Source organism: Actinosynnema sp. NPDC023658, assembly GCF_040639995.1.
In the GTDB taxonomy this organism is placed as follows: Bacteria; Actinomycetota; Actinomycetes; order Mycobacteriales; family Pseudonocardiaceae; genus Actinosynnema.
Genome location: NZ_JBFAAX010000068.1, coordinates 1 through 21,341, shown reverse-complemented (window position 1 = coordinate 21,341; position 21,341 = coordinate 1). Strand labels below are relative to the sequence as shown.

General features: G+C 71.9%; 23 protein-coding genes. 2 read left to right on the top strand and 21 right to left on the bottom strand.

The features are described 5' to 3' along the window. The 4 genes from AB0G02_RS11485 to AB0G02_RS11470 form a co-directional block, all read right to left on the bottom strand. A partial coding sequence (locus tag AB0G02_RS11485) for a TetR family transcriptional regulator (protein WP_360792657.1) occupies window positions 1-561 on the bottom strand: 561 nt, incomplete at its 3' end. 61 nt (window positions 562-622) lie between these two features. Further along, window positions 623-1,636, bottom strand: a complete 1,014-nt coding sequence (locus AB0G02_RS11480; protein ID WP_360792655.1) for an aldo/keto reductase — start codon at window positions 1,634-1,636, stop codon at window positions 623-625. Window positions 1,637-1,693: 57 nt separating this feature from the next. Further along, on the bottom strand, window positions 1,694-2,911 hold the full coding sequence (locus tag AB0G02_RS11475; protein ID WP_360792662.1) for a crosslink repair DNA glycosylase YcaQ family protein: 1,218 nt from the start codon (window positions 2,909-2,911) through the stop codon (window positions 1,694-1,696). 25 nt (window positions 2,912-2,936) lie between these two features. Further along, a complete protein-coding gene (locus AB0G02_RS11470) occupies window positions 2,937-3,797 on the bottom strand; it encodes an EamA family transporter (RefSeq protein ID WP_360792653.1) in 861 nt (286 codons plus the stop codon). Between the two features lie 104 nt (window positions 3,798-3,901). Here AB0G02_RS11470 and AB0G02_RS11465 point away from each other — a divergent pair, with 104 nt between their 5' ends. Together AB0G02_RS11465 and AB0G02_RS11460 are read left to right on the top strand one after the other, a co-directional pair. Beyond that, window positions 3,902-4,453, top strand: coding sequence for a GNAT family N-acetyltransferase (locus AB0G02_RS11465; protein WP_360792651.1), 552 nt, complete (start codon window positions 3,902-3,904; stop codon window positions 4,451-4,453). Between the two features lie 21 nt (window positions 4,454-4,474). Continuing rightward, entirely contained in the window at window positions 4,475-4,975 is a 501-nt protein-coding gene (locus AB0G02_RS11460) for a hypothetical protein (RefSeq protein ID WP_360792649.1), read from the top strand. On the opposite strand, the gene AB0G02_RS11455 is transcribed toward AB0G02_RS11460, so the two are convergent. The 17 genes from AB0G02_RS11455 to infB all read right to left on the bottom strand — a co-directional run. Then, complete coding sequence (locus AB0G02_RS11455; RefSeq protein WP_360792647.1) at window positions 4,923-5,306, bottom strand: hypothetical protein; 384 nt, start codon at window positions 5,304-5,306, stop codon at window positions 4,923-4,925. The genes AB0G02_RS11460 and AB0G02_RS11455 overlap by 53 nt on opposite strands. Before the next feature lie 230 nt (window positions 5,307-5,536). Beyond that, entirely contained in the window at window positions 5,537-5,992 is a 456-nt protein-coding gene (locus AB0G02_RS11450; RefSeq protein ID WP_360792645.1) for a hypothetical protein, read from the bottom strand. Window positions 5,993-6,016: 24 nt separating this feature from the next. Beyond that, window positions 6,017-6,808: a 4-hydroxy-tetrahydrodipicolinate reductase gene (gene dapB / locus AB0G02_RS11445; protein WP_360792643.1), complete on the bottom strand. Its 792-nt coding sequence runs from the start codon at window positions 6,806-6,808 to the stop codon at window positions 6,017-6,019. Beyond that, window positions 6,805-8,211: a pitrilysin family protein gene (locus AB0G02_RS11440; protein ID WP_360792641.1), complete on the bottom strand. Its 1,407-nt coding sequence runs from the start codon at window positions 8,209-8,211 to the stop codon at window positions 6,805-6,807. The genes dapB and AB0G02_RS11440 overlap by 4 nt, the downstream gene beginning before the upstream one ends. 11 nt (window positions 8,212-8,222) lie before the next feature. Next, entirely contained in the window at window positions 8,223-10,460 is a 2,238-nt protein-coding gene (locus AB0G02_RS11435) for a polyribonucleotide nucleotidyltransferase (RefSeq protein ID WP_360792639.1), read from the bottom strand. Between the two features lie 222 nt (window positions 10,461-10,682). Continuing rightward, a complete protein-coding gene (rpsO, locus tag AB0G02_RS11430) occupies window positions 10,683-10,952 on the bottom strand; it encodes a 30S ribosomal protein S15 (protein ID WP_360792637.1) in 270 nt (89 codons plus the stop codon). Window positions 10,953-11,074: 122 nt separating this feature from the next. Then, window positions 11,075-11,527 carry a 2'-5' RNA ligase family protein gene (locus AB0G02_RS11425; protein WP_360792635.1) on the bottom strand — a complete coding sequence of 151 codons (453 nt, stop codon included), beginning with the start codon at window positions 11,525-11,527 and terminating at the stop codon, window positions 11,075-11,077. Window positions 11,528-11,600: 73 nt separating this feature from the next. Then, complete coding sequence (locus AB0G02_RS11420) at window positions 11,601-12,086, bottom strand: helix-turn-helix transcriptional regulator (protein WP_360792633.1); 486 nt, start codon at window positions 12,084-12,086, stop codon at window positions 11,601-11,603. A 91-nt stretch (window positions 12,087-12,177) separates the two neighbouring features. Beyond that, window positions 12,178-13,119, bottom strand: a complete 942-nt coding sequence (locus AB0G02_RS11415; protein WP_360792631.1) for a bifunctional riboflavin kinase/FAD synthetase — start codon at window positions 13,117-13,119, stop codon at window positions 12,178-12,180. Window positions 13,120-13,195: 76 nt separating this feature from the next. Continuing rightward, on the bottom strand, window positions 13,196-13,594 hold the full coding sequence (locus AB0G02_RS11410; protein WP_360792629.1) for a hypothetical protein: 399 nt from the start codon (window positions 13,592-13,594) through the stop codon (window positions 13,196-13,198). A gap of 17 nt (window positions 13,595-13,611) precedes the next feature. Then, window positions 13,612-14,523: a tRNA pseudouridine(55) synthase TruB gene (gene truB, locus AB0G02_RS11405; RefSeq protein ID WP_360792627.1), complete on the bottom strand. Its 912-nt coding sequence runs from the start codon at window positions 14,521-14,523 to the stop codon at window positions 13,612-13,614. A gap of 11 nt (window positions 14,524-14,534) precedes the next feature. Then, a complete protein-coding gene (locus tag AB0G02_RS11400) occupies window positions 14,535-15,884 on the bottom strand; it encodes an MFS transporter (protein WP_360792625.1) in 1,350 nt (449 codons plus the stop codon). A gap of 87 nt (window positions 15,885-15,971) precedes the next feature. Further along, the gene (locus tag AB0G02_RS11395; protein WP_360792660.1) at window positions 15,972-17,273 is read right to left on the bottom strand and encodes an MATE family efflux transporter; all 1,302 of its coding nucleotides are present in this window, start codon (window positions 17,271-17,273) and stop codon (window positions 15,972-15,974) included. Between the two features lie 115 nt (window positions 17,274-17,388). Next, the gene (locus AB0G02_RS11390; protein WP_360792659.1) at window positions 17,389-18,363 is read right to left on the bottom strand and encodes a bifunctional oligoribonuclease/PAP phosphatase NrnA; all 975 of its coding nucleotides are present in this window, start codon (window positions 18,361-18,363) and stop codon (window positions 17,389-17,391) included. Between the two features lie 73 nt (window positions 18,364-18,436). Further along, entirely contained in the window at window positions 18,437-18,895 is a 459-nt protein-coding gene (rbfA, locus tag AB0G02_RS11385; RefSeq protein WP_360792623.1) for a 30S ribosome-binding factor RbfA, read from the bottom strand. A 49-nt stretch (window positions 18,896-18,944) separates the two neighbouring features. Continuing rightward, on the bottom strand, window positions 18,945-19,241 hold the full coding sequence (locus AB0G02_RS11380) for a DUF503 domain-containing protein (protein WP_077006828.1): 297 nt from the start codon (window positions 19,239-19,241) through the stop codon (window positions 18,945-18,947). 69 nt (window positions 19,242-19,310) lie between these two features. Next, a partial coding sequence (infB, locus tag AB0G02_RS11375) for a translation initiation factor IF-2 (protein ID WP_360792621.1) occupies window positions 19,311-21,341 on the bottom strand: 2,031 nt, incomplete at its 5' end.

Below are 21,341 nucleotides of genomic sequence, written 5' to 3'. Positions count from 1 at the left end.
CACCAGGAGCGACACGACCGCGTCGAACGCGGCGTCGGCGTCCGGGTCGGACCACTCGTCGGCGTGCGCCGGGTCGTGGAACAGGGCGGTGGCGCGGAAGACCGCCCGGGCGCTCGCGACCGGGTCCGGGGTGCTGAAGTCACCGGACGCCACCCCGTCGGCGACGATCCTGGTCAGGTCCCCGACCATGTCCGCGATGTGCGCGGCCACCACGGCGCTGTTCTCCCGCACCAGCACGGTGAACGTGGCGAACAGCTCCGGGTCGCCCAACGCTTTCGCGCGCTTGGCCTCGAACAACGCGGCCAGCCAGGCGCGCAAGCGTTGCGGCGCGGGGGTGTCCGCGGTGGCGATGTCGGACAGGCCCGCGTGCGCGCGGTCGAGCCAGCGCTGGGTGACCGCCTCGCGCAGCGCCGCCTTGGTCGGGAAGTGGCGGTACACGCTGCCGTGGCTCACGCCCAGGGCCCGTGCCACGTCCACGACCGTCGCCTTGGCCGGGCCGTAACGGCGCAGGACGTCCTCGGTGGTGCCGAGGATGACCTCCGCGGTCAGCGCTTCCGCCACGTGGTGCTCCCCTGGTGTCGCCGGCTCGTCGGAGTCGATTGTGCGCGCTCCGGCTCCGGGGTCAGTGCTCGCTGTCCAAGTGGGCCATCATGGCCGGCGCGTAGCGCTCGCCCGCGACCGCGTCGGCGGGCACGGCGGCCTCGATCCGGGCCAGGTCGGCCTCGGTGAGCGCGACGTCCACGGCGGACAGCGCCTCGGTCAGGCGGTCGCGGCGGCGGGCGCCCACCAGGGGCACGATGTCCTCGCCCTGGGCCAGGACCCAGGCGATGGCCAGCTGGGCGACGGTGGCGCCCTTCTCGCTCGCGACCTCGCGCAGGGCTTCCACCAGGGCCAGGTTGTGGTCGAGGTTCTCGCCCTGGAAGCGCGGGGAGACGGCGCGGAAGTCGTTCGGCTGCCTCGACGGCGTCCAGTGGCCCGAGATCAGCCCCCGCGACAGGACGCCGTACGCGGTGATGCCGATGCCCAGCTCGCGGGCCGTCGGCAGGATCTCGCGCTCGATGCCCCGGGACACCAGCGAGTACTCGATCTGGAGGTCGACGATCGGGTGCACGGCGTGGGCCCGGCGGAGGGTGTCCGCGCCGACCTCGGACAGGCCGATGTGGCGGACGTGGCCCTTCTCGACCTCCTCCTTGATCGCGCCGACGGTCTCCTCGATCGGGACGGCCGGGTCGAGGCGGGCCGGCCGGTAGACGTCGACGTGGTCCGTGCCGAGCCTGCGCAGCGTGTAGGCGAGGAAGTTGTGCACCGCCTCCGGCCTGCCGTCGTTGCCGCGCCAGCCGCCGTCCGCGTCGCGCAGCGCGCCGAACTTGACGCTGATCGCCAGGGCCTCGCGGTCCCGGTCGCGCAGGGCCTGGCGGATCAGCAGCTCGTTGTGGCCCATGCCGTAGAAGTCGCCCGTGTCCAGCAGCGTCACGCCCGCGTCGACGGCGGCGTGGATGGTGGCCACGCTCTCCGCCTCGTCGGCCGGGCCGTACAGGTCGGACATGCCCATGCAGCCGAGGCCGAGCGCGGACACCTCCGGACCGGTCGCCCCCAGGGTGCGGCGCCGGGTCACGCGGTTCGTGGAGTTCGTCATGCACCCAGTATCCCTGTTGGGCTGACAGATTTCATCATCTGTCAGTCCATCGGGTAGTCACGGTCCCGTCACGGCCACCTTCAGCGCCGGGGCGAGGTCGCCCCTGGGCACCACCTCGACGTCGTCCAGCCCCAGCCAGTCCGCCATGTGCCGCAGCTCGGCGGCCAGCTCCACCGCGACCCGCCCGACGTCCGCCGTCGGCTCGGAGTGCGCCGCCTGCACCCGCAGCACGCCCGCGGCCCGGTCCGCCTTCAGGTCGACCCGACCCACCAGCTCGCCGTCCAGCAGGAACGGGAACACGTAGTACCCGTGCACCCGCTTCGGCGCCGGCACGTAGATCTCGATCCGGTAGAAGAAGTCGAAGATCCGCTCGGTCCGCGCCCGCTCCCAGATCAACGGGTCGAACGGGCACAGCAGCGCCCGACCGGTGATCCGGCGCGGCGCGCGCGCCTCGACGTGCCGGTACGCGGGCACGCCCCAGCCCTGCACCTCCACCGGCTCCAGGACGCCGGCCTCCACCAGCTCCGCCACGGCCTGCCTGCTGCGCTGCGGTTGCAGGCGGTAGTAGTCGCGCAGGTCCGGTTCCGTCGCCACGCCGAGGGCCGTCGCGGCGCGCGCCACCAGCTCCCGCGAACCCTCCTCCGCCGAGACCGACGCCCGCCGCGCCAGCACCTCCGGCGGCAGCACGCGCTCGCTCAGGTCGTACAACCGCTCGAAGCCGCGCCGCGAACCCGTGGTCAGCACCCCTTCGCCGAACAGGTACTCGCACACCTTCTTGACCTCGGACCAGTTCCACCCCCAGTGGTCCTTGGCCCGCGGTCCGCCACCGGCCAGCGCCCTCTCGATCGCGCCCGCGCCGACCGGGCCCAGTTCCTTCACCACCGCCAAGATGTCGTCCACGAGCCGCGGCGAGCGCTCCGCGACCACCGTGTAGTTCCTCCACCACCCCGGCCGCTTGGCGCCGGAGTGCAGCAACGGCCAGTCCTCCACCGGCACCAGGCTCGCCTCGTGCGCCCAGTACTCCACCAGCAGCCGCGGCTTGCGGGCGCTGTGCGACCACGCGGCGTCGTCCACCAGGGACGGTGCGTAGGCGCCGAGCCGGCTGAACAACGGCATGTAGTGCGCCCGGACGGCCACGTTCACCGAGTCCAGCTGCAGCAACCGGATCCGCGACAGCACCTTCTGCAGGTGCCGCCGACCGGGCGCGGACGCGGGGCGCGGATCAGCGAAACCCTGTGCGGCCAAGGCGATGCGGCGGGCGACGTCGGCGCTCATCTTCTGCACGGACGGATACTCCCACTCAGGTACGACGTTTCCGCTCGGCGCGGACGACCAGGACCACCGCCACGACCACCAGCAGACCGCCGAGCAGCTGGAACAGCCCGAACCGCTCGTCCGCCAGCCACACCCCGAGCACCACCGCGATCGCCGGGTTCACGTACGCGTAGGTCGCCACCGTCGACACGGGCAGCTCCCCCAGCACGTAGACGTACGAGCTGAACGCCAGCAACGACCCGAACACCACGAGGTAGCCCCACGCCAGCCACGACGACGTGGTGATCGCGCCGAGCGACACCCGCTCCCCCGCGACCAGCCCCACCAGCGTCAGCACCGCGCCGCCGGCCAGCATCTCCACCGCCGACAACGCGAACGGGTTCGCGGGCGTGTCCAACCGGTTGCTCAGGAACGACCCCAGCGCCCAGCCGAACGCCGCCAGCAGCACCACCCACGGCCCCCACCACGACGACTCGCCCACGTCGTCCAGCAGCAACGCGGCCAGCCCGACCAACCCGATGGCCACGCCCGCGTACGTCACCCGGTGCGGGCGCTCGCCCGCGATCCGCCGCATCACCACCACGTACAGCGGCACGGACGCCACCAGCAACGCCGCCAAGCCCGACGCCACCGACTGCTCGGCCAGCACCACGAGCCCGTTGCCCCAGGCGGGCAGCAGCACGCCGAGCAGCACCGCCGACCCGAACTGCCGCCGCGTCATCCGCAGCCCGCCGCGCCACGCCACGAGCAGCGCGAGCACCGCTCCGGCCGCCAGGAACCTCATCCCTCCCGACAACAGCGGCGGCATCGACTCGATGGTGAACCTGATGGCCAGGTAGGTCGAACCCCAGACCACGTACACGACGCCCAACGCTGCCCAACGCACGTCGCCCACGCTGTCATGCCGCACCGGTGGGATCACGCGGTTTTCCGTCACACACTTGCGACCGCTCCGCCACGGGCCGACGCGCGGGTCGCTAGGGTTCCGCCATGGCCGACGCCACCGTGCGCACCGCGCAGCCCGACGACGTGGCGGAGATCGCCCGCATCCACCGCGACACCTGGCAGACCGCCTACCGCGACCTGGTGCCCGCCGAAGTCCTCCAGGCGATCGACGTCGACGAGACCGCGCGCGCGTGGGCCGAGGCGGTCGCGCACGGGCAGGTGTTCGTCGCCGCCGAGGGCACGTGGACGGTCGGTTTCTGCGTCGCCGGGTTGGCGCCCGAGGAAGAAGTGGCGCACGCGGACGGCTCGTTGCCCGAGGACGCCGCGACCACCGCGCTGCTCAACGTGCTCGTGGAACCGCGTTGGAGCCGGCGCGGGCACGGCGGCAGGCTGCTCGCCACGGCCGCCCTGCACCTGCGTGAGGCCGGTGCGACCAGGGGCGTCGCGTGGGTGCCGGAAGCGGACAAGGCCTCGATCGGCTTCTACGGCAAAGCGGACTGGGAGGCGGACGGCACCGTGCGCACCCTCGACGCCGGTGGGCGGCCGCTGCGGGAAATAAGGGTTACCGGGGGGTTGTCCCTACTGCTCGAACCTTGACCGCGAAGGTAGCCTCGCCGGGTGTTCGGGTGGGTGTGCCTCACGTTCGGCGTGGCCTTCGGCTCCGCGCTGGTGCCGTTGATCAGCATCGAGATCTTCGTGCTCGGGCTGGTGACCCAGCAACCGGGCATCTCGTGGTGGTGGATCGGCCTCGCGGTGGCGTTGGGCCAGGTGCTGGGCAAGCTGCTGTACTTCCTGGCCGCACGCGGGTCGTTGCGCTTACCCGGCTTCATGAAGCGCAAGGAGAAGCAGTCCAAGCCGCTGTCGCCGTGGCGGACCAGGTGGAAGGCGCGGATGGAGTGGGTGCGCACCCGCTGCCACCGGCACCCGCGCTGGATGTTCGGCACGCACGCGGTCAGCTCGGTGGTCGGCCTGCCGCCGTTCATGTTCACCACCGTGCTGGCGGGTCTGGCCGGCATGTCGTCGTGGCTCTTCGTCTCCACCGGCGTGGTCGGCCGGTTCGCCCGCTTCAGCGTGCTGGCCGCGTCTCCCGCCGCGGTCGCGGGGTGGTGGGTGCACTGACGCCGGCACCTCGCTGGTGGCGCACCAGGCGCTGCTCGGGCAGCGTCAACCCGTAGTGGTCGTGCAGCTCGGCCTGCTCGGCGTCGGACAGCTCCCGCCCGCGCACCTTCGGCGCGTCCTCGACCTCCCGCCGCTCCACCGGCACCACGAGCCTGCGATCGCGCACCTGGGCGCCGCGGATCGGGACGAGCGTCGTCCCGCCGTCCCTGCGCACCGCGGCCCACAGCGGGCGGTCCCCGGCCAGCCACAGCTCCGCGACCGGTCCGATGGGCCGGCCGTGCCGATCCAGCACGTCGCACTCGTAGAGGCGGTCCACCGCTGAACGATCCATGCCTCTCGGATTACCCGGCATTCGGGTGAGCGCACGTCTAACCACCCGGTCGAGTGACCACTACCCGAGTGCCAGCGCCATCCCCACGGCGACCGTGATGACCAGGCAGGCAACAGTCAGCCGCAGGTTCTCACACGTCTTCGTCACACATTTACGGTAACCATCAGCTCCCGAAAGAACCAAGGCAAGAACGGGTTAAGACCGAATGAATCGCGTCTCACCCAGGTGGCTTACACCCGATTCTTCGGCACCTGGAATAGGTCGATGGCTTTGCGCATCGTGTCCCGCGCCCGACCCCGGTCACCGGCCAGGTCGTAGGCCTGCGCCAGCAGGAACCACGCCCGCCAGTCCTCCGGCCGCGCCCGCACGTCCGCCAGGCGCTCCTCGAACCACGCGTCGGCCGCCTCCCGGTCCACCCTCCCGGACGGGCGGCGCGGCAGGCCGGACGTGTCGAGGAGACCGCCCTCGGCGTCGAGCTGCCGCGCCATCCGCTCGGTGGTGAAGCCGAACCTGACGTTCGTCCACGCGACCCACGCGCCGATCAGCGGCAGCACCAGCACCCCGATGCCCAGGCCGATGCCGACCGGGTCGCCGGTGCCCAGCAGCACCACGGCCCGGCCGCCGAGCAGCACGAAGTACACCACCAGCGCGGCGGTGATCAGGAACGCGACCGTGCGGGCCTTCATGTCCTCATCCGACCGGGACCACGCTCAGAGGTCCATGTACTTGTCGAGGCCCACGGACAGCCCGGGGTGCTTCGCGATGGACCGCACGGCCAGCAGCACACCGGGCATGAACGACTTGCGGTCCAGCGAGTCGTGCCGCAGGGTCAGCGTCTCGCCGTCCGTGCCGAACACGACCTCCTGGTGCGCGATCATCCCGGCGATGCGCAGCGAGTGCACCCGCACGTCGCCCACGACCGTGCCGCGCGCGCCGTCCGCCTCCTGCGTGGTCGCGTCCGGCATCGGGCCGAGGCCCGCCGCCTCGCGGGCCTGCGAGATCAGCCGGGCGGTGTGCGCGGCGGTGCCCGAGGGCGCGTCCACCTTGCGCGGGTGGTGCAGCTCGACGACCTCGGCCGACTCGTAGTACGGAGCCGCCAGCTCCGCGAACCGCATGGACAGCACCGCGCCGATCGCGAAGTTCGGCGCGATCAGCACACCCAGCTCCGGCTTCGGCTCCAGCCACTCCGAGACGGTGCCCAACCGGCGCGCGTCGAACCCGGAGGTGCCGACGACGGCGTGGATGTCGTTGTCCACGCAGAACCGGATGTTGTCCATCACCACCTCGGGGTTGGTGAAGTCGACCACGACCTCGGCGCCGGCGTCGGCCAGGTTGAACAGCCAGTCGCCCGCGTCGACCATCGCGACGACTTCCATGTCCGGCGCGGCCTCGACCGCACGGCACACCTCGGCGCCCATGCGCCCGCGGGCGCCGATCACACCCACCCGGAGCGGCTCGGCCGAAGACCTGCTCGCGGGGTCGGACGGGGACTGGGAACTCAAGAGATCACCTCGTGCACCTGGGACGGCAGATCGTCGGCGTGAGCGTAAGGGCCCACCACCGCCGCGGCTACGGGGCGGCGCAGCAGATCACGCGCCAACGTCGCCACGTCCTGCGCGGTGACCTCGTCGATGCGCGCCAGCGTCTGCTCCACCGACAGGTAGTCGCCGTAGTTCAGCTCGCCCTTGCCGATGCGCGACATCCGCGAGCTGGTGTCCTCCAGGCCCAGCACGAGCCCGCCGCGCAGCTGACCCTTGCCGCGGGCCACCTCCGCGTCCGTCAGCCCGTCACGGGCCACGGTGGACAGCACGTCGCGGACCACACCGGCCACGTCCCCGAGCCGGTCCGGCTGGCACCCCGCGTACACCGACAGCGTGCCCGCGTCGGCGTACAGACCCACCGACGAGTACACCTGGTACGCCAGGCCGCGCCGTTCCCGGACCTCCTGGAACAGCCGCGAGCTCATGCCACCACCCAGGGCGGCGTTGAGCACGTTCAACGCGAACCGGCGCTCGTCGTGCCGGTCCAGCCCGCGCACGCCCAGCATCAGGTGCGCCTGCTCGGTGTCGTCGGAGTGCAGCACCAGCCCGCGCGAACCGGGGATGCGGGCGCGGCCCACGCGCGGCGCGACGGGCGTGCCGACGCGGTCGAGCCGGTCACCGACCTGCTTGCGCACCAGGCGCATCACCTGCGCGTGGTCGATGTTGCCCGCCACCGCGAGCACCATCCGCGGCAGCGTGTAGCGCTTCTTGTAGAAGCCGAACAACGCGTTCCGGTCCATGTCCCCGATGGACTGCTCGGTGCCCAGCACCGGGCGGCCCAGCACGTGTCCGCCCATCAGGGCTTCCAGGAACGCGTCGTGCAGCAGGTCTTCCGGGTCGTCGTCGCGCATCGCGATCTCTTCGAGCACCACGCCGCGCTCGGTCTCGAAGTCGCGCGGCTCGCACAGCGCGTCGAAGACCACGTCGCACACCAGGTCCACCGCCAGCGGCAGGTCCTCGTCGAGGACGTGCGCGTAGTAGCAGGTGTGCTCCTTGGCGGTGAACGCGTTCAGCTCGCCGCCGACCGCGTCGATCTCCTCCGCGATCTCCGCCGCCGTCCGGCGCGCGGTGCCCTTGAACAGCAGGTGCTCCAGGTAGTGCGCGGCGCCCGCGACCTCGATCCGCTCGTCGCGCGACCCGACCTGCACCCACAGGCCGACCGACGCCGAGCGGACGCCGGGGATGCGCTCGGTGATGACCCGCAGGCCCGACGGCAGCACGCTGCGCCGCACGGCCACGCCCGCGTCACCGCGTTCCAGCGCCACCGTGCTGCCGGGCTTCTGCAGGTGCCCGAGCCTGCGCGCAAGCGGACGGCCGCGGGTGCCAGAAGCACCCGCGGCCGTCCCGTTGACGCTCGTCGTCACTGGACCAGCACTCACTGGGCAGGGGCCTCGGCGGGTGCGGTGTCCTGGGCGGGGGCGTCGCCGGCCGGGGCCGACTCCGCGTCGTCGTTGACCAGGACCAGGCTGATCTTGCCGCGCTGGTCGATGTCAGCGATCTCCACCTGGAGCTTGTCCCCGACCTTGACCACGTCCTCGACCTTGGCGATCCGCTTGCCGTTGCCGAGCTTGGAGATGTGGATCAGGCCGTCCTTGCCGGGGAGCAGGGACACGAACGCGCCGAACGCCGCGGTCTTCACCACGGTGCCCAGGAAGCGCTCGCCCACCTTCGGCAGCTGCGGGTTCGCGATCGCGTTGATCAGGCCGATCGCGGCCTCGGCCGAGGGGCCGTCCGCCGCGCCGACGTAGATCGTGCCGTCGTCCTCGATGGAGATGTCGGCACCGGTCTGCTCGGTGATCGAGTTGATCATCTTGCCCTTCGGGCCGATGACCTCGCCGATCTTGTCGGTCGGGATCTTGACCGACGTCACGCGCGGCGCGAACGGGCTCATCTCGTCCGGGCTGTCGATGGCCTCGGCCATGACCTCCAGGATGGTCAGGCGCGCGTCGCGGGCCTGGCCCAGGGCCGCACCGAGCACGTCGGACGGGATGCCGTCGAGCTTGGTGTCGAGCTGGAGCGCGGTGACGAACTCCTTGGTGCCGGCGACCTTGAAGTCCATGTCACCGAACGCGTCCTCGGCGCCGAGGATGTCGGTCAGCGCGACGTACTCCGTCTTGCCGTCGACCTCGTCGGACACCAGGCCCATGGCGATGCCCGAGACCGGCGCCTTCAGCGGCACACCGGCGTTCAGCAGCGACATCGTGGACGCGCAGACCGAGCCCATGGACGTCGAGCCGTTGGAGCTGAGCGCCTCGGACACCTGGCGGATCGCGTAGGGGAACTCCTCGCGCTTGGGCAGCACGGGCATCAGCGCCCGCTCGGCCAGCGCGCCGTGGCCGATCTCGCGGCGCTTGGGCGAGCCCACGCGGCCGGTCTCACCGGTGGAGAACGGCGGGAAGTTGTAGTGGTGCAGGTAGCGCTTGTGCGTCTCCGGGGACAGCGAGTCGATCTGCTGCTCCATGCGCAGCATGTTCAGCGTGGTGACACCCAGGATCTGGGTCTCGCCGCGCTCGAACAGCGCCGAGCCGTGCGCCCGCGGGATCAGCTCGACCTCGGCCGACAGCGACCGGATCTCGGTGAGGCCGCGACCGTCGATGCGGACCTTGTCGCGCAGGATGCGCTGGCGGACCAGCTTCTTGGTCAGCGAGCGGAACGCCGCGCCGACCTCCTTCTCGCGACCCTCGAACTGCTCGGCCAGCTTCTCCAGCACCGACGCCTTGACCTCGTCGATGCGGGACTCGCGCTCCTGCTTGCCCGCGATGGTCATGGCCTGCGCCAGCTCGGCCGACGCGGCCTGCTCGACGGCCTCGAAGGCGTCGGCCTGGTAGGCCGGGTAGGTCGGGAACTCGCCGGTGGCCTTCGCCGCGACCTGCGCCAGCTGGGCCTGCGCCTCGCACAGCGACTTGATGAACGGCTTCGCCGCCTCCAGGCCCGCCGCCACGACCTCTTCGGTCGGCGCCTGCGCGCCCTCACCGACCAGGTCGATGACGTTCTCGGTGGCCTCGGCCTCGACCATCATGATCGCGACGTCGTCACCGACGACACGGCCGGCGACGACCATGTCGAACACGGCCTTCTCCAGCTGCTCGTGGGTGGGGAACGCCACCCACTGGCCCTCGATCAGCGCCACCCGGACGCCGCCGATGGGACCGGAGAACGGCAGGCCCGCGAGCTGCGTGGACGCGGACGCGGCGTTGATCGCCACGACGTCGTACAGGTCCTGCGGGTTCAGGCTCATCACCGTGATGACGACCTGGATCTCGTTGCGCAGACCGTCCACGAAGGACGGGCGCAGCGGGCGGTCGATCAGCCGGCAGGTGAGGATCGCGTCGGTCGACGGGCGACCCTCGCGGCGGAAGAACGAGCCGGGGATGCGGCCCGCGGCGTACATGCGCTCCTCGACGTCCACCGTGAGGGGGAAGAAGTCGAAGTGCTCCTTGGGGTGCTTCGACGCCGTCGTCGCCGACAGCAGCATCGTCTCGTCGTCCAGGTAGGCGACGACCGAACCCGCCGCCTGGCGGGCCAGGCGACCGGTCTCGAAGCGGATGGTGCGGGTGCCGAACCGACCGTTGTCGATCACAGCGGAAGTCTCGTGGACCTCGATGTCCGTCATATGGGTACTCCTCGTCATGCGGGTCACAGCGCGCTCAGGCGCGGGATCGCGGTTCGGACGAGGCCGGTCTTCGATCGAAGTCCCCTGGGGTTTCCTCTACCAGGGGGCCACTACCGAGGACCGGCGAACTGTCGTCCCGTGCGCCGCGCGTGCTTCCCTCGTCTTTGTTGTCGATGACGCCGAGGGGGAGTGACCGTGGTGGTCACTCCCCCTCGGCACGCCTCACCTGCGCAGGCCGAGCCGACCGATCAGGTCGCGGTAGCGCTGGATGTCCACCTTCTGGAGGTAGTTCAGCAGCCGGCGGCGGCGGCCGACCAGCAGGAGCAGACCACGACGCGAGTGGTGGTCGTGCTTGTGCTTCTTCAGGTGCTCGGTCAGGTCCGCGATGCGCTTGCTCAGCAGCGCGACCTGGGCCTCGGCCGAACCGGTGTCCGTGTCGTGGACGCCGTACTCGGTGAGGATGGTCTTCTTCTGCTCGGTGGTCAGTGCCACGTGGTCGCTACTCCTTGTACTGGTTAAGTGCCGTGCGGCCCCGCGTGAGCGGGGTAGTCGGTGCTGGCCGCCACGGACCGCAGCCAGACCCAAATGTCGAGGTTACCAGCAGTGGCCGCGCGCTACGCGTTTGACGTGCTCAAGCGCACCCGCTCGAGCACCGCGTAACCCTCGGCCGGGTGGCTGCGGACTAGCGAGACCTCGGTGGCGGTCCACTCACGACCGGTGAACTCCACGTGCGGCAGCACGGCGCCGCGGGCGACGGTCAGGTGCGGTCGCCAGTCCGCCGGCACGCGGGCCGCCTCGCCCAGCTCGTCCAGCGCACCGTCCACGCCGATCCACAGCACCTGCCGGAACGTGCCGCTGCCGCGCAGCCTGAGCACGGGCGCGGCGACGCGGTCCAGCCCGTCGAGCTGACCGGCGGGTTCGGCCTCACCGAAGAACCGGACGGTGACGTGCCAGCGCGCCGGGTGCAGCCAGCGCAGCCGGGGGTGCGCGGAGCGGAGCGGGCGCAGGGCGTCGTGCAGCTCCTCGACGACGTCGGCGGGAGGGAAGAGGGCGGAGAACAGGCTCACGGGTTCGGGCTCGACTTCGGGTCGGGGTGGCGGCCGGCGTCGGGTGCCGAGCGCGTCGGGTGCCGGGCGCGCGTCAGGCGTCGCGGACCTTGCCCGCGCGGCGCAGCAGCTCGGCCAGGGCGGGGAAGTCCTCGCCCAGCACGTCGGCGGCCTGCGACAGCTCGCGGCGGTCGGCCAGGCGGCGCAGGAAGGGGAACACCACGGCCTCGTCGTCGGTGCCGTTCACCGGCAGTGAGTCGCGGCTCACCGTGGGCTTCGACTGGCGGACGTCCTCCAGCGCGCGCTGCAACGCCTCGGGCGAGCCGGAGGCCACGTCGGGGGTGAGGACCTTGCGCTCCAGCATGATCATCCGGGCCAGCACGGAGGGGTTGCCGATCTTGGCCCGACGACCGCTCATCACCTGGCTGAGCATGGGGGCGCTGATGCCCAGCACGTCCGCGAGCTGGGCCTGAGAGACGCTGAACGCAACCACGAGCCGACGCACCCGGTCGCCCAGGGGCTCTCCGTACCACTCCCGCTGCAACGCGAGATTGCGCTGGACGATCTTGTGGTCCTCCACCTTCGCCTCTCCCCTGCCCGACGGACGTGACAGGCATCTTGCCAGGTCGTCGGGTGGCGCACGGCTGGTTCCACCCACCTGGTTCAACCCGTCAGACGTCGTCCCGGTCGTCGAGGAGTTCGCGGGTCGTGGCGACGTCGCGGTGCATCTGCTCCAGCAGCGACTCGACGCTGTCGAACTTCTCCATGTCGCGCAGGCGGTCCACGAAGTCCAGCGCCACGCGCTGCCCGTAGAAGTCCTCGTCCACGTCGAGCACGAACGCCTCGACCCGCCGTTCCCGGCCGGAGAACGTCGGGTTGGTGCCCACGCTCACCGCGGCCCGCAGGCGGCGGCCCGAGCCGTGCACGAACCAGCACGCGTACACGCCGTCCGCGGGCACGGCGGCGAACCGCGTGGTGGACAGGTTCGCCGTGGGGAAGCCCAACTCCTTGCCGCGGCCGTCGCCGCGCACCACGATGCCCTCCAGCCGGTGCGGCCGGCCGAGCGCCTGCGCCGCGGCGGCCACGTCGCCCGCGTCGATGCACGCCCGGATGTAGGTCGACGAGTACGTCACACCGTCGTCGGTCACGAGATCCGCCCCCTCGGTCACGAAGCCGAACCGCTTGCCCAGCTCCCGCAACAGCTCCACGTTCCCGGCCGCCCGGTGGCCGAAGGTGAAGTTCTCGCCCACCACCACGGCCGCCACGTGCAGCCGGTCGACCAGCACCTCGTGCGCGAACTCGTCGGCCGGGGTGCGCGCCACCTCGGCGGTGAACGGGATCACGCAGAACACGTCCACGCCCAGGCCCTCGACCAGCTCGGCACGCCGGCGCAGGCTCGTCAGCTGGGCCGGGTGGCTGCCCGGTCGGACCACTTCGGACGGGTGCGGGTCGAAGGTGATCAGGACGCTCGGCACACCCCGGTCCGCGGCCAGGCCGACGGCCCGGTCGATCAGCGCCTGGTGCCCGCGGTGGACCCCGTCGAACACGCCGATGGTCACCACGCAGCGACCCCAGCCGCTCGGCAGGTGGTCCAGCCCTCTCCAGCGTTGCACGCCGGCAAGCCTACGGGGAGCGGCCGACCGGGAGGCCCGGACCCGACGTACGCGTCCGGCCCTCCGAAGGCCGTTCCTAGTCGCGGCGGACGTCCCGGCCGGCCTGGTGGATCGTGCTGCCGTCGCGGGCGATGGCGGTCTGGTTGACGGTGGTGGGCGAGTTGATCGTGACCGCGCCGAAGGTGCCGCCCTGCACCAGGCTGCCGTTGACGGTGCCGCTGACGCTGTTGTGCACGGTCGTCGTCGGCTCCTGCGGCTTCGGCGGGTCCTCGGCGGCGGGCGGTGCGCCGGTGGCGGGCGGGGCCGTCGGCGCCTCCGGCTGCACGCGCAGCGCGATGACCACGCCCAACGCGGTGAGCAGCACGACCGCCGCCCACGCCCACGGGTTCGCGCGGCCGTCCGTGGCCAGGTTGATCGCCACTCCCGTGGCCGAGGTCACCACACCGGCCGCGGCGGGCCACACCCATCTCGCCATGAATCCCACGGTAGGCCCTAACCGACCGGGGTGAGTACCACCAACGGCTTGGCGATCGGACCTTCGTCCTTCGCCAGCGCCACGACGTGCCCGTCCGGGCCGAACACGCCGTACGTGCCGTCCAGGCCACCGGCGGCGAGGCGCTGGCCGTGCGAGAGGGCCACCGCCTCGCGGGGCGCGATCTCACGGCGGGGGAACGCGGTGGACACGGCGGCGTCGAGGTCCAGGGACAGGCCCGGCGCGCTCTCCAGCTGCTCCAGGGTCTTGGCCACGCGCAGGTCGAACGGACCGACGCGGGTGCGGCGCAGCGCCGCCAGGTGACCGCCGACGCCGAGGTCCGCGCCCAGGTCGCGGGCCAGCGCGCGCACGTAGGTGCCGGACGAGCACTCGACCATCACGTCGAGCTCGGTGGCGGCCTCCTCGCGGCGGATCGCCAGCACGTCGAAGCGGTGCACGGTCACCGGTCGCGCCGGGATCTCCACCGCCTCGCCGGCCCGGACCCGCGCGTACGCCCGCTTGCCGTCGATCTTGACCGCGCTCACCGCGCTGGGCACCTGCTCGATCGCGCCGGTCAGCTTCGCCACCCCGGCCCGAATCGCGTCCTCGTCCACATCGGACGCGTCGGCCGTGGACAGCACCTCGCCCTCGGCGTCGTCGGTCGTGGTGGACGAACCGAGCCGGATCGTCGACAGGTACGCCTTGCTGTCCAGCGCCAGGTGGCCCAGCAGCTTCGTGGCCCGCTCGATGCCGAGCACGAGCACGCCGGTCGCCATCGGGTCGAGCGTGCCCGCGTGCCCGACCTTGCGGGTGCCGAGGATGCGGCGGACCCTGGCCACGACGTCGTGGGAGGTCATGCCGTCGGGCTTGTCGATCACGACGAGACCGGGCGGGACGGGCCCGGAGGAGCGAACACCAGAGGATGCGGACACGGACGAGGATCCTAGGCCTCGACCAGCGTCCTCCCGTCAGCCCGGCCGGCCGTGACGTCCCAACGGCGTCGGCGCAGGTGCACGGGCACGCTCTCACCGCGGTCCTCGGCGGCGAACACCGCAGCGCGCGCCCGTCGCCACCACACCACCGTGCGCCACACGCCCACCACCAGCACCGCCACCACCGACAAGAAGGCGATCCGGTACGCCTGCGGCGTCGCGACAGCGGGCTCCACCAGGTCCAGCACCACGCCCACGACGAGCGCGGTGAACGTGACCGCGCCGAACCCGCCGACGTTGGCCACGCCGGTCGCCGTGCTCACCCGGTGCAGCGGGTTGTAGTCGCGCACCAGCGCGAACGCCACGCCGGACACCGGGTTGCCCACCGCCAGCACCGCGAACAGCAGGTACAGCAGCGGCGTCGGCAGCACACCGCCCGGCCAGCCCAGCAGGACCGCCCAGCACACCACGGCCGCGGCCAGGTAGGTGCCGACGATCGGCATCCGCCACTCCGGCCGGTTCCCGATCACCGTGCCCATCACCGGCCCGGTCACGACCGCCACCAGCACCAGGGTGCTCAGCACCGCCGACGCCGACGGCCGCGACAGGCCCTGCGCCTCGACCAGGTACGGGAAGCCCCACAGCAGGCCGAGCACGGCGGGCGCGGACATCGACGTGAAGTGCACCCAGAACCCCAGCCGGGTGCTCGGCTCGCGCCAGGCCTCGCGCACCCGCGCGCCCAACGCGCGCAGCGGCACCGGTTCGACCACCGGCTGCGGCACGCCGTCGGGCGCCTCGCGGACCCGCCACGCGACGACCGCCGCGTACGACGCCGTCACCAGGCCCGCGATCAGGAACGTCACCGTCCAGCCCGCGTCGTCCAGCAGCAGCGTCAGCGGCACGGTCGCGACCAGGTTGCCCGCGCCGCCCAGCGCCGCGGACAGCGTCATCACCACGGTGAACCGGCGGGGCGGGAAGTGCGCGGCGGCCAGTCGCAGCACGCTGACCCACGTCATCGCGTCGCCCACGCCGAGCACCGCGCGCGCGGCCAGGCCCAGCGGGTACGACTCGGCGAGCGCGAACAGCACCTGGCCGGCGCCCATCAGCAGGGCGGCGGCGGTCAGCACGCGACGCGGGCCGAAGCGGTCCACCAGCAGGCCGGTGGGGATCTGCATCAGCGCGTAGAGGCCGATCTGCAACACCGTGAACGTGCCCAACGCCGCCGGTCCGACGGAGAAGCGGTCGCTCGCCTCCAGGCTCGCCACGCCGAGCGAGGTGCGGTGGAACAGGGCGGCGACGTAGACGACGACGGCGGTTGACCAGATCAGCCACGCTTGCTTGGTGGCGCGATCGACCGGCAAAGCAGATCTCCTCGGTGTCCGTGCGGCGGCACCCCCAGTATCGAGAAACAGTTGCCTACTGTTAACGATTCCTGGGGGTGCCCCTCGTCACGCCACGCCGATCCGCGCCCACTTCCCCGAACGGGCCCGCGCCAGCCCGAGCACCAGCCTCAGCACCATGAACGCCGACAGCCCGCTCCAGATCCCGACCAGCCCCCAGCCGAACGCGTAGGACGCCCACACCAGCGGCAGGAACCCCAGCGCCGCCGAGGCCAGCGTCGCGGTCCGCAGGAACCTCGCGTCACCCGCGCCGAGCAGCACGCCGTCCAGCGCGAACACCACGCCCGCGATCGGCTGCAACGCCACGAAGAACCACCACGCGTGCGGCACCTCCTCCAGCACGGCCCGGTCGCTGGTGAACACGTGCGGCAGCGGGCCGGACAGCACCGCGAACACGACCCCGAGCAGCACGCCGAACCACAGCCCGTACCCGGTCACCTGCCGGGCGAACCGACGTGCCTGCTCCCGGCGTTCCGCGCCCAGCGCCGCGCCCACGATCGACTGCGCGGCGATCGCCAGTGAGTCCAGCACGAGCGCGAGGAACGTCCACAGCTGCAGCACCACCTGGTGCGCGCCGACCGCGCCGACCGACGTGCGCGCGGCCACGGACGCGGCGGACAGGAAGCACGCCTGGAACGCGAGGCTGCGCAGCACCAGGTCACGGCCGAGGCCGAGCTGGGCGCGCACCCGGTGGCGGTCCGGCCGCAGGCTGACCCGCTCGCTGCGCAGCGCCCGGAAGAACAGCCCGGCAGACAGCACCTGGGCGACCACGTTCGCGACCGCCGAGCCCTCCAGCCCCCAGTGCGCGCCGTGCACCAGGACCGGGCACAGCACGGCCGAGATGCCGTTGCCGACCAGCACGTACCGCAGCGGGCGGCGGGTGTCCTGCACGCCGCGCATCCACCCGTTGCCGGCCATCGTGACCAGCACGAACGGGGCGCCGAACAACGCGATCCGCAGCCACGCGACGGCGTTGTCCGCGACCTCGCCCCCGCCGGCCAGCAACCGGGCGGCGGGACCGGCGAACAGCTGGCCGAGCACGATCACCACCAGGCCCGCGAACAGCGCGAGCCACGTCGCCTGGACGCCCTCCCCGACCGCCTCGGCCCGCCGCCCGGCGCCGAACAGCCGGGCCGTGCGGGCCGTGGTGCCGTAGGAGAGGAACGTCAGCTGGGTCGCGACCTGCGTGAACACCACGCCGCCCAGGGCGAGCCCGGCCAGCGGCAGCGCGCCGAGGTGCCCGACGACCGCCGTGTCCACCAGCACGTACAGCGGCTCGGCCGCCAGCACCACCAGGGCGGGCGCGGCCAAGCCGACCACCCGCCGGGCCGGAACCCGCTCCTCCTGCACCACAACCCCTCACCTGTCCCGAACGCAGACCCCCGCGCGTGTCCTACGTCCGGAACGCGCGTGTCCTACGTCCGCGTCACGCGTGTCCTACGTTCGGAACACCCGAGTTGAACGCTCAGGACGCGGCGACGGTCTCCAGGGCGGCACGCAGGTTCGCCAGCACCTCGTCGGCCGGACCACTGGCGGTGAAGCCCGCGGCCAACCGGTGACCACCGCCGCCGAGCAGCTGCGCCACCTCGCGCACGTCCACCGCGCTCACCGCGCGCAACGACACCGACCACGACAGCGGCCGCAGCTCCTTCAGGACCGCCGCCACCTCGGCCTCGGCCGTGGTGCGCACCAGGTCGACCACGCTCTCCACCTCCTCGGGCCGCAGCCCGGAGGCGTCCTCCAACGTCACGACGGCGTGCACGAACCCCAGGCCGCCGGCGGCGTCGCGCTCCAGGCGGGCTCGGCTCAGCACCTTCGCCAACATCCCCAGGTACCCGAACGGGTGGGAGTCCATCAGCGGCCGGGCCACGGCCTCGGCGTCCACCCCGGCGGCGAGCAGCCGGGCCGCCACCTCGTGCGTGGCCGCCGACGCGTGCCGGAACGACCGCGTGTCCGTCACCAGACCCGCGTAGATGCACCGGGCCACCGGCTCGTCCAGCTCCACGCCCAGCTCGTCCAGCAGCCGCAGCACCACCAGAGCGGTCGCCTCGGCCCGGTCGTCCACCACGTTGACGTGCCCGAACCCCGGGTTCGACACGTGGTGGTCCAGCACCACGACCACACCGGCCGTGGACACCCGATCCGCCAGCGGACCGAGCCGCCGGACACTGCCGGCGTCCAGCGCGACCAGCACGGGAGGCGCGGCGGGAACGGCGGACGCGGGCACGAGCAGGCCCGCCACGTCCAGGTCCCGCAACGTCTCCGGCACCTCGTCGGGGGCGCCGAACGACACCCGGACCGCCACGCCCCGGCGGTGCAGGACCAACCCCAGCGCCAGCGCGCTGCCCAACGCGTCCGCGTCGGGGTTCACGTGCGCCAGCAGCGTGACGTCGGTGGCGGTGGACAGGACGCGGGCGGCCTCGGCCAGGTCCGCGCTGATGTCGTCGGACCGGCGGGGACCGTCGGACGCGCTCGGGTCGTTCAAGCTCGGCTCGGTGTGCACGAGGAGAACGCTAGTCGGCGTCCGCGCCGTCCTCCGCGTCACGCGGAGGCTTGTACGGATCCGGCTCGCCCGCCGGTTCGGCGCCGGAGGCGATGCGCGCCACCTCGGCGTCCAGCTCACGCGCCTTGGCCAGCAGCTCGTCCATCCGACGCGCCTCGTCGGGCACGGTGTCGGTGACGAACGTCAGGGTCGGCGTGAACCGCACACCGGTCTGCTGCCCCACCATGGTGCGCAGCACGCCCTTCGCGCTCTCCAGCGCCGCGGCCGCACCCACCAGGTCCGGCTCGCTGTCGAGCCTCTCACCGAGCACGGTGTAGTAGACGGTCGCGTCGTGCAGGTCGCCGGTCACCCTGGTGTCGGTGATCGTGACGCGGGCCAGCCTCGGGTCCTTCACCTCGTGCTCCAACGCGGAAGCCACGATCTGCGAGATCCGCTTGGCCAGCTTGCGAGCCCGTGCCTGGTCGGCCACGGCGCTCCCCTCCTGTCGTTGCGATTCGTCGCCTCGCGGGGCGACGTTGCTAGTCGTCCTCCGGCCCGACCAGCCTGTGCCGGGCGGAGAGAAGTTCCAGTTCGGGCCGTCCGGCCACCAGCCGCTCGCAGGCGGCCATGACGTCCCTCACGTGCTCGGCGTCGGCGGCGACGGCCGCCACCCCGATCAGGGCGCGGCGGTGCAGGTCCAGGTGGCCCGCCTCAGCGACGGACACCTCGAACCTGCGGCGTAGCTCGGCCACGATCGGTTTGACCACGGACCGCTTCTGCTTCAACGAGTGGACGTCGCCGAGCAGCACGTCCAGCTCAAGGGCACCAACGAACACAGATGATCACCAGGTGTCCAGGGGTGCGGGGCCGCCGCTGACGACGGCCCCGCACCTGGTTGACGACGATCAGGCGCGCGGCTTCTCGCGCATCTCGAACGTCTCGATGATGTCCCCGACCTTCAGGTCGCTGTAGTTGCCGAGCGTCAGACCGCACTCGAAGCCCTCGCGGACCTCGGTCGCGTCGTCCTTGAACCGGCGCAGCGAGCTGATGGGCAGGTTCTCCTGCACGACGTTGTTGTCGCGCAGCAGGCGGGCCCGGGCGTTGCGCCGGATCTCGCCGGACATCACGAGGCAACCCGCGATCGTGCCGACCTTGGAGGACTTGAAGACCTCGCGGACCTCCGCGCGGCCCAGCTGGACCTCTTCGTACTCCGGCTTGAGCATGCCCTTCAGGGCCTGCTCGATCTCGTCGATCGCCTGGTAGATCACCGTGTAGTAGCGGACGTCCACGCCCTCGCGGTTCGCGAGCTCGGTCGCCTTGCCCTCGGCCCGGACGTTGAAGCCCAGGACGATGGCGCTACCCGCGACGGCGAGGTTGATGTCGCCCTCGGTGATGCCACCGACACCGCGGTGGATGACCCGCAGCTCGACGTCGTCCCCGACCTCGATCTTCATGAGCGCGTCCTCGAGGGCCTCGACGGTACCCGAGTTGTCACCCTTGATGATCAAGGTGAGGGCGCTGGTCTCCTTCAGCGCGGCGTCCAGGTCTTCCAGGCTGACGCGCTTGCGCTTCGCGGCGTTCATCGCGTTGCGGTTGCGGGCCTGGCGGCGCTCGGCGATCTGCCGGGCCACCCGGTCCTCCTCCACCACGAGGAACGTGTCGCCGGCGCCGGGCACCGAGGTCAGACCGATGACCTGCACCGGACGCGACGGCGTCGCCACCGTGACGTCCACGCCGTGCTCGTCGACCATGCGGCGCACGCGACCGTAGGCGGCACCCGCCACGATCGAGTCACCGACGCGGAGCGAACCGCGCTGCACCAGCACCGTGGCCACCGGACCGCGACCGCGGTCGAGGTGCGCCTCGATGGCGACGCCCTGCGCCTCCATCTCCGGGTTGGCCCGCAGGTCGAGCGAGGCGTCGGCGGTCAGCAGGATCGCTTCCAGCAGGCCGTCGATGTTGATGCCCTGCTTCGCCGAGATGTCGACGAACATGGTGTCGCCGCCGTACTCCTCGGCGACCAGCCCGTACTCGGTGAGCTGCTGGCGGATCTTGGCGGGGTTGGCCCCCTCCTTGTCGATCTTGTTGACCGCGACCACGATCGGCGCGTTGGCCGCCTGGGCGTGGTTGATCGCCTCCACCGTCTGCGGCATCACGCCGTCGTCGGCCGCCACCACGATGACCGCGATGTCGGTCGAGTTCGCACCACGCGCACGCATGGCGGTGAACGCCTCGTGACCCGGGGTGTCGATGAAGGTGATGAGTCGCTCGTTGCCCTCGAGCTCCGTGTTCACCTGGTAGGCGCCGATGTGCTGGGTGATGCCACCCGCCTCGCCCTCGGCCACCTTCGCCGTGCGGATGGTGTCCAACAGGCGCGTCTTACCGTGGTCGACGTGACCCATGACGGTCACGACCGGCGGACGGATCTGGAGGTCCTCCTCGCCGCCGGCGTCGTCGCCGTAGGTGATGTCGAACGTCCCGAGCAGCTCGCGGTCCTCTTCCTCAGGGGACACGACCTGCACGTTGTAGTTCATCTCGGAGCCGAGCAGCTCCAGGATCTCGTCGGACACCGACTGCGTCGCGGTGACCATCTCACCGAGGTGGAACAGCACCTGCACCAGCGAAGCCGGGTTGGCGTTGATCTTGTCGGCGAAGTCGGTCAGCGAGGCGCCACGCGGCAGGCGGATCGTCTCGCCGCTGCCCTTGGGCAGGCGGACGCCACCGACCGAAGGCGCCTGCATGTTGTCCATGTACTCCTGGCGCTTCTGGCGCTTCGACTTGCGACCACGACGCGCCGGACCACCGGGACGGCCGAAGGCACCCGCGGCACCGCCGCGACCACCGGGACCGCCACCACCGGGACGACCGCGGAAACCGCCGCCACCACCGGCCGGGGCGCCACCGCCGCCGCCACCGGGGCGGAAACCGCCACCGGC

What these genes read in the sequence shown, in the direction of transcription:
- AB0G02_RS11450 (WP_360792645.1), bottom strand. Translation starts at nt 5,992, where the DNA reads ATGAAGGCCCGCACGGTCGCGTTCCTGATCACCGCCGCGCTGGTGGTG.
- AB0G02_RS11435 (WP_360792639.1), bottom strand. Translation starts at nt 10,460, where the DNA reads ATGACGGACATCGAGGTCCACGAGACTTCCGCTGTGATCGACAACGGT.
- AB0G02_RS11475 (WP_360792662.1), bottom strand. Translation starts at nt 2,911, where the DNA reads ATGAGCGCCGACGTCGCCCGCCGCATCGCCTTGGCCGCACAGGGTTTC.
- AB0G02_RS11480 (WP_360792655.1), bottom strand. Translation starts at nt 1,636, where the DNA reads ATGACGAACTCCACGAACCGCGTGACCCGGCGCCGCACCCTGGGGGCG.
- AB0G02_RS11410 (WP_360792629.1), bottom strand. Translation starts at nt 13,594, where the DNA reads ATGGCGAGATGGGTGTGGCCCGCCGCGGCCGGTGTGGTGACCTCGGCC.
- AB0G02_RS11455 (WP_360792647.1), bottom strand. Translation starts at nt 5,306, where the DNA reads ATGGATCGTTCAGCGGTGGACCGCCTCTACGAGTGCGACGTGCTGGAT.
- AB0G02_RS11465 (WP_360792651.1), top strand. Translation starts at nt 3,902, where the DNA reads ATGGCCGACGCCACCGTGCGCACCGCGCAGCCCGACGACGTGGCGGAG.